The organism is Streptomyces sp. NPDC055749 (assembly GCF_053617235.1).
This window is the reverse complement of sequence record NZ_JBSHFH010000107.1, coordinates 1-9,955: the sequence shown is the minus strand read 5'-3', so window position 1 is coordinate 9,955 and position 9,955 is coordinate 1. Positions and strand designations below refer to the sequence as shown.

Sequence of the window (9,955 nt, the reverse complement as noted above, 5' to 3'; positions counted from 1 at the left end):
GTCCGGACCTGTTGGGTCCGGACCGGCGGGCGTGGGTGGCGCAGGCGCCGGTCGGCGCGTCGGCCGGTGCCGCTACGGGGTGGCGTTCGTGAACCACTCGTAGGCGGGTACGTGCGGCCCCCACGTGCCGGGGCGGCCGTCGGCCTGCTTCGTCACGAAGACGCTCGGCTCGGAGGCGGTCGCGCCGCCGCCGGTGGAGCGCGCCGTGACGAACCAGGCGTGGGCGGTCCCGGGCTTGAGTCCCTTCCAGGTCACCGAAGCGGTCTTGCCCGAGTCGGCCGTGGTGCGGCCGATGACGCGCACGGGGTTGTAGAGCGCCACCGAGTCGGTCTTGAAGGAGGTCGTACGGGTGGTGAGGTCGACGGGGAGGACCATGTTGTCCTCGGTGCCGTCGTAACGGTGGTTCGTGTCGTACTCCGTGGCTCCGAACTCGTCGAGGAGCGGCGAGTAGGTGTCCACGGTCACCTCGGACCGGCCCACGTCGAACTGGAGCATCCGGAAGAAGCTCGCACCGAACCGCAGCTGCTCGTCGGGCCGGTAGCCGCCGACCTCGGTCAGACCGAGCCGGTCCGCCGACACCGTGTAGAACTGGTAGTCCGCGAGCAGTTCGACGACATCGTGGGCGACCTCGCCGACGCGCGGCTTCACGTTGGTACCCACGCCGTGCTCATGACCGGCGAGGATCAGGAAGACGTTCGGGTTGTTCTGGACGACCTTCTTGTACAGCATCGAACCGTCGGGCGCGGAGAACGCGGCGCCGCGTCCGTCGGGGCTGCCGCTCGGCGCGAGGTAGTCGTGCGAGAGCAGGATGCCGTTGCGGCCGGGGTAGCGCTTGAACACGGAGTCGGCCCATTCGGCCTCTTCGCGCGTCACCGAGTAGGAGAGACCGACGACGACGAAGTCGACGCCGCCCGCGGAGAACAGGTCGTAGTGGTTCTGGTTGTCGCCCTCGCGCCACGGACCGCCGTACTCGGCGTTCTTCCAGCCCTGGGCCGCGGCCTGGTAGCGCTCGGGGCCGTAGTACTGGTTGTAGATGGCGGATGGACCGTTCTCGGTGCCCGACTGGTTGTCGTGGTTGCCCGCGATCACACCGTTCGGGACTCCCGCGTCGTCCAGGATCCTCTGCTGCTTCGAGGACACCTCCATCTCACCGACGACCTGCTGCTGGGCGGCCTCCGTCGTGGGCTTGCGGATGTTGTTCTCGATGATGTCGCCGGTGTGCGCGGCATAGGCGATCTTGCGCTCGTCCTTGTTGTCCGCGACCCAGCGGGTCACGTCGCCGTACGCCTTCTCCCAGACGGCGCGTTCCTCGGCCGTCTCCTGTTCCACCGCTCCCTCGGCGAGGTACTGCGTATCGGTGTGGTGGACGATCGAGAAGTCGTACGAGCCGGGGTCGGCGAACGAGTTCGGGTCGCCCGCCTCGATGTCGTCGGCGAAGGGGTCCTCGCCGGTCAGCATGACGTGGACCTGCTGCCCGTCGATGTACTTCCGGTCGACGGAGACGGTCAGGACCGTGTTGCCGTCGGCGGCGCCGCGGGCACTCGTCAGGACGTCCCACCGCTTCGCCGCGGTGTTCCACACGCGCAGTGCGGCCAGCCGCTCGGGGTCGATGACGCCCTCCCAGCGCAGGACCGGCTGGTCGACTTGGCCCTTCACCTGGACGTCGAACCGCTGGAACGTGACGTCCTCGGCCGCCGGTGCGTCGAGCGTCTTTCCGTCGGCGGGTGCGAGGCCGATGGCCTTCACCTTCTTCTCGCCCTTGACCCGGAGGGTCGTCGGGACGGACGTGGCCGTGCCCTCGTACACCTGGTTGGGGGTGAGGATCTCGGCCTCGGCGAAGGTGGCGTTCACCTTGCCGCCGTCGGGCTCGGCGACCTTGGCGGACAGCTCGACGTTGCCGCCCGCGTCGGTCGTGCCGGACTTCGGGGAGAGGTCGGCGGGAGCGTCCGGGATGCCCGCGGAGGTGAACTTCACCTCGCGGACGCCGGTGTTGCCCAGGCCGTCGGTGGCGGACACCGACAGGGTGTGCTCACCGGCGGACAGGCCGGGCCCCACGGCGGCGCCGAGCTCGATGGGCCTGCCGTCGAGCTCGACGTCGGGACCGTCCACCACGCCGGAGGCGTCCTCGACCCGGACGTCGAGGACGACCGAGGCGGTGAGCCGCTGAGCCGCGGCGGGGGTGCTGCCGGCCACCCGGGGTGCCGAGTTGTCGGTGACCAGGGTGCGGGTCGCGGCCTTGCCTGACGTCGAGGTCGCGGACAGAGTGTGGCTGCCGTCGTCGATCTTCTTGGTGTCGAGATCGGCGCGCAGGCCCTCGGCCGGGCCGTCGACGAAGAACTCGAGGTCGATCTCGGTGAGCGGATTGACGTTGCTGCCGCAGTCGCCGTCGCCCATGGCGTACGAGCCCTTGAGCATGCGGCCGGTGGCGGTGCCCGCGGCGGGGGTGAGGGTGAGGCCCGCGATGCTGAAGTCGTCGCGGTTGTTGCCGCACGCCGTCGCGGCGGTGCCGGTCACGAAGTCGATCGTGTTCCAGCCGGGGACGAGCCACTCGTTGGAGAAGGTCAGGTCGACGCGCTCGCTGACGAAGTCGCTTGCGAGCGGCAGTTCCTGGCCGTTCACCACGATCTTGTTCCCGTAGTTCGTGTCGATCGAGTTGCTGCCGACGGTGAAGCCGAGGGTCGCGTTGCCCGTACCGAGCGTCTCGGAGACGGGCACGGCCGGGGCGTCGACCGTGAAGTGCAGTTCCGCTTCGCGCAGGCGAGTGCCGTTGTCGCCGCAGGTACCGTCGCCCAGGGCGTACGAGTCGGCGATGTCCCGGCCCGTGACGGTCGCGCCGTCGAGGGTGAGCGCCGGCCGTGCGATGTCGAAGTCGTCGCGGTTGTTGCCGCAGCTCTCCTTGTACGGGCTCGTGACGACCTTGATGGTGTTGTCCCCGGGGACCAGGTGGCGCGCCGGGACGGCTATGGCGACCCGCTGGCCCACCCAGGTGCCGCCGAGGTCGATGCGCTTGCCGTTGACGAGCATGTGGTTGTCGTACTTGTCGTCGATCGAGTCCGGACCGACGTCGAAGGAGAACGTCGCCGCGTCGTTGCCGAGGCGCGGGAAGGCGGCGGGCGCCTTGCCGTCCACCGTCAGCGACTCGACGCCTTCCCCGGAGCCCGCGGGGCGGCCGGCGAACACGGACTGCCGGCCGGCCGACAGGGTGCCGTCCTTGGGCAGGATGCGCGGGGCCCCCGCCGGGACGTTGTTCACCGTCACGGTGCTCTTGACGGTCTTGCCCGAGGTGGTCTTCGCGGTGAGGACGTGCTCACCGTTGCCGAGCCGGGTGGTGTCCAGGTCGGCGCGGAGGCCGGTCGTGCCCTTGGGGTCGCCGAGGACGAAGAAGCGCAGGTCCGCGCGCTTGCGCAGCGAGGTGTTGGAGCCGCAGCTCCCGTCGCCGAAGGAGTAGGTGTACTCGTTCTCCTCGCCGTCCGCCGTCTCGCCGAGCAGGTCGAGGCCGATGTCGGAGAGCACGAAGTCGTCGTAGTTGGTGCCGCACGAGCTCTCCACCGTGCCGGCGAGGATCTCGATCCGGTTCTCGCCCTTGACCAGGTGCTGGTTCGGGATCTCGATGGTGCCGCGCTCATTGACGAGGTTGCCGATGTCGGCGCGGTAATCGCCGTTGACCAGCACGTAGTTGTGGTAGCGGGCCTCCGTCGAGTTCGAGCCGACATCGAAGCTCAGACGGGACACTCCGTGCGTCGCCTCGGCGTCGATCGTCCTGCCGTCGACGGCGAGCGCCGTAACGGAGTCCTCGGCCAGTGCCGGTGTGGCGCGGACCTCCTCCGTACCCTCCATGTATGCCCCGTCGCCCGGGGTGAGGGTGGGCAGGGCCGTGCTGTCGCCGGTGCCCGGCGATGTGCTGAGCCCTCGCGCGGGCTCCTCAACCCCTTCGTCGGCGCTCGCTGTCGTCAGGTTCCCGCCGACGAGAAGCAGGGCGGCGAGTGCCGCTCCCACAAGCCGCTGCCGGCCTGTTCCGCCACTCCATCGTCTTCGCCGCTCTGCCGGCCTCATCAGCAGCCGTCCTTCCTGATCGCCACAAGGGGACGGGCACGCGGTGCTGTTGCGCCACATGCCCATGGCGATCCTGGTCAGCGCAGATGAACGGCGGTGGATCGCCCGTGAACCATCAGGGGAAAGCTGCTCAGTAGAGGAGGTCGTGCGCCACCTCGTCGACCGCCGCGAGGCACACCATCGCGGCGCCGATGCCGTGTACTTGATGCCGTCCTGACCACGGCCCTGCGCCTGGCCGCGCACAGCGGCTGAGTGAGGAGCGGACGCTGAACCGGGCACGACCGTGCTCCCGAAGCCGAAGGGGAACTCGGCGAGTTCGGCGAGGTCAGGCGCTCGGGGCGGGTGCGCAGGATTTCCGGGACACGGTCGGTCCTGCGGCCGAACCCTCACCGGCCCGTGGCATCGTGGCGGCATGACCATCGAGGTTCGGCCGGCTTCGGTCTTCGAGGATGTTCGTCCGGTGCTGGGCCCGAAGTCGCCCGGGGCCAACGTCTGCTGGTGCCTGAGCTACCGGATCCCGTCCAAGCTGAACAACGAGCTCCACGGGCCGGCCCGCGGCGAGTACGTCGCGGAGCTGTGCCGTGAGCAGCCGCCTCCGGGCGTGCTCGCCTACGACGGCGACGAGCCGGTCGGCTGGGCCGCCGTGGCGCCGCGCTCGGACACCTCCTTCGCGCGCAGCCGCAAGATCCCGCACGTCGACGACCTGCCCGTCTGGTCGCTGTGGTGCATCCGCGTACGCCCCGGTCACCGGAAGCAGGGGATCTCGCACGCCCTCATCACCGGCGCGGTGGAGTTCGCCCGCGAGCACGGCGCGCCGGCGATCGAGGCGTACCCCCTCGACAACGGTGACGCGAAGGTCGATCTGACGATGGCGTACGCCGGACTCCGGAAGAACTTCGAGCGCGCCGGGTTCGTCCACGCCGCCGACACCACCTCGGTGCTGGCCGGCCACCCCCGGGTCCTGATGCGGCTCGACCTGCGCTGACGGATCGGGGTCAGGGAGTGACGATGTTGAAGTCGGGGTCGAAGTCGTCGAGGAGGCCGGCCAGTGTCTGGAGCGCCATCTCGTCACCGTCGAGAGTGACGGCCCCCGACTTCACCAGCACGCCCGCGTCGGCCGGCTTCAGCAGGACGCCGACCAGTGCGGACTTCGGTCCGCTCACGGTGAGCTGGGCGTCGGGCGCGGCGCCGCGGCGGGCGTTGAGGACGCCGCGGCCAATGCGCATCGTCCAGGCCCCGTCGCTCGCGTCGTTCGCGTCGGTGAAGTGGAAGGCGATGCGCAGGTCGGTGGTGGCCGCCTTCTCGCCGATGAGGTGGACTGCGACGAAGTCGAAAAGGATGTCGACGGGCATGGCGAGGATGGTGTCGGGGCTGGCCGAGGCGAAGGTCGCCGCCTGCACTCCCTCGCGGAGCTCCTTGGCTGCGGTGAGGTAGATGCCGCGCCACTGCGGGCCTTCGGCCTGGTAGCCCATCTGCTCGTACGCGTCGGCCTGGAGCTCCCGTGCCGCCCGGTGGTCGGGCTGGGCGAAGACCAGGGTGTGCAGGATCTGCGCGGCCCACCGGTAGTCGGCGGCGTCGAAGGCCCGCTGCCCCTCGGTCATGATTCCCTCGGCACCGATCAGGTCGACGAAGCGCCGGGCGGACTCGGTCGGCGGGCGCGGGTGGAGGGAGACCGGGTCACCGTCCCACATGCCGAGTTCCTTGGTGAACACCGCGCGCACGTCGTGGTGCAGGGTGCCGTGGTAGCCGCGGTTGAACCACTTGCGGCCCAGCTCGTCCGGCAGCTCGATGACCTCGGCGGCCTCCAGCGGGGTGTAGCCCTTGTTCGCGAGCCGCAGCGCCTGGTCGTGGATGTACTTGTACGTGTCGCGCTGCGACTCCAGGAACCCGGTGACCTGGCTGTTCTCCCACACGGGCCAGGTGTGCGGCCCGTAGTGCACCTGCACGTCGTCGCCCCACCGCTCCAGCGTCTCGTCGAGGTAGCGGGCGAAGTTGCGTGCGTCGCGGGTACGGGCCCCGCGCAGCGTCTGGATGTTGTGCAGCGAGTGGTTGGCGTTCTCCGCGCAGGTCAGCGCGCCCAGCTGCGGGATCCAGATGTGCATCTCCTCGGGCGCCTCGGTGTCCGGGGCGTACAGGAACTCGAACTCCAGCCCGCCGAGGTCGCGCTTTGTGCCGGTCTGGGTGATCGGGTCGGTCGGCGAGATGTAGGAGACCGTGACGCCGGGGACCGTACCGATGCCGATGCCGCAGGTGACGCAGCCCGTCGCGCTCTGGTCGAGCAGGCTGTTGAAAGCGTACCCGGCGCGGCGCGACATCGCGTTGCCCGCGATGACGTTCTCGCCGATCGCGTGCTTGTCGAACGAGGCGATGGTGCCCGGCGCGATGATCGGTACCTTGCCGGACGCGACGTCCTCGGCGCTGACCACACCCTTGACGCCGCCGTAGTGGTCGATGTGGGTGTGGGTGTAGATCACCGCGGCGACGGGTTTGTCGCTGACGTGTTCGCGGATCATGGCCATGCCCTGGGTGGCCGCCTCGACCGATGCCATGCAGTCGACGACGACCAGACCGGTGTCGCCTTCGATGACGGTCAGGTTGGCGATGTCGTTGTTACGGACCTGGTAGACGCCGTCGACGACCTTGAACAGGCCGCCCTTGCGGATCAGCTGCGACTGCCGCCACAGGCTCGGGTTCACCGTGGCGGGGGCCGGGGCGTCGTCGTCGATGTAGTCGTACCGCGAGGCGTCGAAGATGACGCGCCCGTCCGCCGAGTGCAGCTTGTCCGGGAACGGGGCTATGAAGCCGCGGTCGTTGTCCTCGAAGTCCTGCCGGTCGGCCATGTCGTACCGGGAGAGCGCCTCGCGGTTGGCAGCGGCGGTCGCGGGCGTGGCGTCCTTGGGCGTGTAGACCATGACGGCATCTCCAGTCGGTGACGACGAAAACAGACGGACAGTCTTTTCAGACTGTCCGTCCCGCCCTGGTCTGCAAGTCGAGCGCCACCAGGTGGGTGACGCCGTCAGCACCTGCCGATGACCGCGTTCACGGCTCAGGCGATGTCGATGATCGTGCGCAGCGCCTCTCCCGTGTGCATCTGCCGGATGGCCTCGTTGATGCCGGTGAGCGGCACGTGGTGCGTGATCATCGAATCCAGGTCGATACGGCCCGCGCGCCACAGCTCGATGATCATGGCGTACGTACGCCGGATGTCGTCGCCCCCGTAGAAGGACGGCAGGATCGCCTTCTCGTTGAGGACCAGTTCCGCCATGCTGATGTCGGTCATGTCGGTGCGCGAGCCGGCGCCGACGAGGCAGACCGTGCCGCCCAGGCGGGTCGCGTCGTACGCGGCCCGCAGGGTGACGGCCTTGCCGACGGCTTCAAAGGCGTAGTCGAAACCGAAGCCGCCGGTGAGACGCTTGACGGTCTCCGGCAGGTCCTCGGGGGCGATCGCCTCGGTCGCGCCGAACTTCAGGGCCAGCTCGCGGCGGTTCTCGGTGGGGTCGACGGCGATGATACGGGCCGCGCCCGCGACCTTGGCGCCCTGGAGGATGCTGATGCCGACGCCGCCGAGGCCGATCACGACGACCGACGAACCCGGCTTGACCTTCGCCGTGTTGAGGGCAGCGCCGATGCCAGTGGTGACTCCGCAGCCGATGAGGGCAGCGATGTCGTACGGGACGTCGTCGGGGATCGGGATGGCGGCGTAGGCCGCGATCACGGTCTCCTCGGCGAAGGTGCCCGCACCGAGCATGCCGGGAACGATCGCCTCGTCGTGACGGAAGTTGGGGTTGGCGAGGTTGCGGTAGCCACTGCGGCACATGTGGCCCTCCCCCGCCTTGCAGGAGGGGCACTTGTCGCAGGGGGGCATCCAGCAGACGATGACCCGGTCGCCGGGCTTCACGTGGGTGACGCCCTCACCGACCTCGACGACCTCGCCCGCGCCCTCGTGGCCGGGGACGAACGGGGCCGGGTGCGCGAGCACTCCGCTCATGGCCGACAGGTCGGAGTGACACAGTCCGGCCTTGTGCATCTTGACCCGGACCCGGCCGGGGCCGAAGGAGACCGTCTCGGCGTCCACGACGTCCAGGGTCTTGTCGCCTGTCCGGTGCAGTACTGCTGCGTGCATGGTGCTCTCCTGGTCGAGTGGTCGTGTGGTCGAGAAAGTGGACGGGGGTCAGACCTTCGCCGGGGCGGGCAGGTAGATGGTCTTCGTCTCCAGGTACGCGGCGAAGCCCTCGGGGCCGAACTCGCGCCCGATACCGGATTTCTTGTAGCCGCCGAACGGCCCGGCGACGTCGAAGCGCTGACAGTTGACGGAGTAGGTGCCCGTGCGGATCTGCCGGGCGATCTCGGTGCCGTGCGCGTCGGTGCCCGCCCAGACGGTGCCGGCCAGGCCGTACGGGGAGTCGTTGGCGATCCGGACCGCGTCCGCCTCGCCCTCGTACCGGATGAGGCAGATGACGGGCCCGAAGATCTCCTCCTGCGCGATCCGCATCGAGTTGTCGACATCGCCGAAGAGCGTGGGCTCGATGTACCAGCCGGTGGCCAGACCCTCGGGGATGCCTCCGCCGGTGAGGAGCTTGGCGCCCTCCTCCTGTCCGATGCGGATGTAGTCGAGGTTCCGCTGCCGCTGCTTCTCGGTGACCATCGGGCCGATGAATGTGGCCGGGTCGGAGGGGTCTCCGACCTTGAGCGCGCCGATGGCTTCGGTGAGCCTTGCGGCGATCTCGTCGTAACGGCTCGCGGGCGCGAGGATGCGGGTCAGGGCGACGCACGCCTGGCCGCTGTTGGCGAAGGCGCCCATGACGAGGCCGGGCAGCGCGGCATCGAGGTCGGCGTCCTCCAGGAGGATCGCGGCGGACTTGCCGCCGAGTTCCAGGGTGACGCGGGTGAGGTTCTCGGCGGCTGCGGCCATGATCTGCTTGCCCGCGCCGACCGAGCCGGTGAAGGCCACCTTGTCGATGCCGGGGTGCGCGACCAGATACGCGCTGGTTTCGCGGTCGGCGGGCAGGACGCTGAGCACGCCCTCCGGCAGTCCGGCCGCCTCGCACACCTCGGCGAGCAGGTAGGCGTCCAGGGGCGTTTCCGGGGAGGGCTTGAGGACGACGGTGCAGCCGGCGAGCAGCGCGGGGGCGAGCTTGCCCGCGATGGTCAGCTGCGGCACGTTCCACGGAGTGACGGCCGCGACGACGCCGACCGGCTCGCGGCGGACCAGCAGGGGGCCGGTCAGGCCGGGCCGCTCCTCCTCCATGGCGAGGCCGGCGGCGACGGCGAGCGTCGCCGCGAAAGTGGCGACCGCGCTCAGCGCCTGGGCCCGTACGGACACGGTGACGGGGCAGCCGTTCTGGAGCGTGATCAGCTCGGCGAGCTCCCGGTGGCGGGCGAGGAGCCCGTCCTTGACGCGGGTGACGATCTCGATGCGCTCGGCGGGTGTCATCCGGGGCCACGGTCCGTTGTCGAACGCCTCGCGGGCTGCGACGACGGCGCGGTCCACGTCCTCTTCAGTGGCGTGGGGCACGCGCCCGACGACCTGCTCGGTCACGGGCGAGACCACGTCGATGGTCTCGGAGCCCGCCGGTTCGGCCCACCGGCCGCCGATGAAGAGCGTGCGGTGTTCCAGGATGTCGGTCATGCGGGAAGTCCTCGCTTCGTTGCGTCGAGATGCCTTGCAAGTGAATGAGGTCTACTCAACAGGCAGGTATGAGCCTTTCGAATGCTGGCCCGATAGGACAGCAAGTTAATCCACGCTAACGTCGCTGTCCATAGTTTCAGCTTGCGTAGACGTAGAAGCCGCGCCCCGCCTTACGGCCGACGGCTCCGGCCGCGACCATGCGGCGCAGCAGGGGCGGCGGCGCGTACAGCGGCTCCTTGTACTCCTCGTACAAGGAGCCGCTGTACGCCGCTC

At 69.5% G+C, this 9,955-nt stretch carries 6 protein-coding genes; 1 reads left to right on the top strand and 5 read right to left on the bottom strand.

Annotation, left to right across the window (positions count from 1 at the left end; translation table 11 throughout):
- Positions 1-72: 72 nt before the first annotated feature.
- The gene (locus ACWGO0_RS36970; protein ID WP_453544834.1) at positions 73-3,996 is read right to left on the bottom strand and encodes a metallophosphoesterase; all 3,924 of its coding nucleotides are present in this window, start codon (positions 3,994-3,996) and stop codon (positions 73-75) included.
- A gap of 469 nt (positions 3,997-4,465) precedes the next feature.
- Here ACWGO0_RS36970 and ACWGO0_RS36965 point away from each other — a divergent pair, with 469 nt between their 5' ends.
- On the top strand, positions 4,466-5,038 hold the full coding sequence (locus ACWGO0_RS36965; RefSeq protein ID WP_453544833.1) for a GNAT family N-acetyltransferase: 573 nt from the start codon (positions 4,466-4,468) through the stop codon (positions 5,036-5,038).
- Positions 5,039-5,048: 10 nt separating this feature from the next.
- On the opposite strand, the gene ACWGO0_RS36960 is transcribed toward ACWGO0_RS36965, so the two are convergent.
- The 4 genes from ACWGO0_RS36960 to ACWGO0_RS36945 form a co-directional block, all read right to left on the bottom strand.
- Complete coding sequence (locus ACWGO0_RS36960) at positions 5,049-6,965, bottom strand: alkyl/aryl-sulfatase (protein WP_453544832.1); 1,917 nt, start codon at positions 6,963-6,965, stop codon at positions 5,049-5,051.
- Between the two features lie 134 nt (positions 6,966-7,099).
- On the bottom strand, positions 7,100-8,176 hold the full coding sequence (locus tag ACWGO0_RS36955; protein WP_453544831.1) for a zinc-binding dehydrogenase: 1,077 nt from the start codon (positions 8,174-8,176) through the stop codon (positions 7,100-7,102).
- A gap of 48 nt (positions 8,177-8,224) precedes the next feature.
- A complete protein-coding gene (locus ACWGO0_RS36950) occupies positions 8,225-9,682 on the bottom strand; it encodes an aldehyde dehydrogenase (protein WP_453544830.1) in 1,458 nt (485 codons plus the stop codon).
- A 136-nt stretch (positions 9,683-9,818) separates the two neighbouring features.
- On the bottom strand, positions 9,819-9,955 hold a 137-nt coding region (locus ACWGO0_RS36945), incomplete at its 5' end, for a 3-hydroxyacyl-CoA dehydrogenase family protein (RefSeq protein WP_453544835.1).

What these genes read in the sequence shown, in the direction of transcription:
- ACWGO0_RS36955 (WP_453544831.1), bottom strand. Translation starts at nt 8,176, where the DNA reads ATGCACGCAGCAGTACTGCACCGGACAGGCGACAAGACCCTGGACGTC.
- ACWGO0_RS36950 (WP_453544830.1), bottom strand. Translation starts at nt 9,682, where the DNA reads ATGACCGACATCCTGGAACACCGCACGCTCTTCATCGGCGGCCGGTGG.
- ACWGO0_RS36965 (WP_453544833.1), top strand. Translation starts at nt 4,466, where the DNA reads ATGACCATCGAGGTTCGGCCGGCTTCGGTCTTCGAGGATGTTCGTCCG.
- ACWGO0_RS36960 (WP_453544832.1), bottom strand. Translation starts at nt 6,965, where the DNA reads ATGGTCTACACGCCCAAGGACGCCACGCCCGCGACCGCCGCTGCCAAC.